The sequence below is a fragment of the Plebeiibacterium sediminum genome, assembly GCF_026013605.1.
Classification (GTDB): Bacteria; Bacteroidota; Bacteroidia; order Bacteroidales; family Marinilabiliaceae; genus Saccharicrinis; species Saccharicrinis sediminus.
The window spans coordinates 1-951 of the sequence record NZ_JAPDPJ010000224.1 but is presented as its reverse complement, the minus strand read 5'-3'; the positions used below and the strand labels follow the sequence as shown (position 1 = coordinate 951).

The 951-nt window shown below is 36.1% G+C and carries 1 protein-coding gene and 1 pseudogene; both read right to left on the bottom strand.

Annotation, left to right across the window (positions count from 1 at the left end; all coding sequences use genetic code 11):
• Window positions 1–503 (bottom strand): annotated as a pseudogene (locus OM075_RS25200) (GH92 family glycosyl hydrolase); the annotation flags it as partial.
• Window positions 504–597: 94 nt separating this feature from the next.
• A partial coding sequence (locus tag OM075_RS25195; RefSeq protein WP_301193330.1) for a glycoside hydrolase family 125 protein occupies window positions 598–951 on the bottom strand: 354 nt, incomplete at its 5' end.

The following is a 951-nucleotide window of genomic DNA, read 5'->3' as shown; positions in this document are numbered from 1 at the left end:
CCGGGCTTAAATGTATACTTATGAAATGCACATCGTAATGTTGATGTCACTTCGGCATTAATATCATATTTATCAAGATACACCTGATAATATCCAGGCGCTGCAGACTCTTTTTCGTGAGTATAAGCTGAGCTATAGTTTGATGGATTTACGTGACCAGAAACTCCAATAAAAGGCGCGTAACAAAGATTCCAATGACCTTTACTTGTGTGGGCAAATGCGTAAATCACCGTATCCTCATACTGATAACCGGAACCACTACGCCATTGCGTTACAGGAGTTACCTGTACCATTGAGTTTGGTAATGTTGCTCCGGGATAAACCTCGGCTCCCCATGCCCGGCGTGTAGGCTGAAAACCTAAATCAGTACTATCCCACAAAGTTGTTGTTCCAATATACGGATTAACATAATCAGTTAGATGCTGATTGACTAATGGTTTTGAACAGCTAACCAAACCAATGATTAATCCTATAAAAACTATTTTAATTATTTTTTTACCCATATTTTCTACCTACTCTATAAAAAAACAAATGATCAGATTATAATATTAATAATCTAATCATTGTCATTCTAATATTACCAAACTAACTCAAATACTATAAACTATTCAATAGCTCTACTTTTCCTTCATTTACTAATTTTATAATTAACTCTCCAAACAATGTATTTTGCCATGCAAACCACTCACGGGTAAAATTGGTAGCATCATCCTTATGAAACGATTCATGCATAAATCCTGTACCTGCGTCTGTATCCATCAGCATTTTTATACATGTCTTTATCTCTTCGTCATCTTGACTGGTAAAAGCTTTCATCATAATACTCATGGGCCAAACCATATCATATCCAATGTGTGGTCCACCGATACCTTCTCCTGCAGAACCCGTAAAGAAGTATGGATTATCTTTACTCCAAACGAAATTTCGTGTATTCTGGTAAATAGGATCATT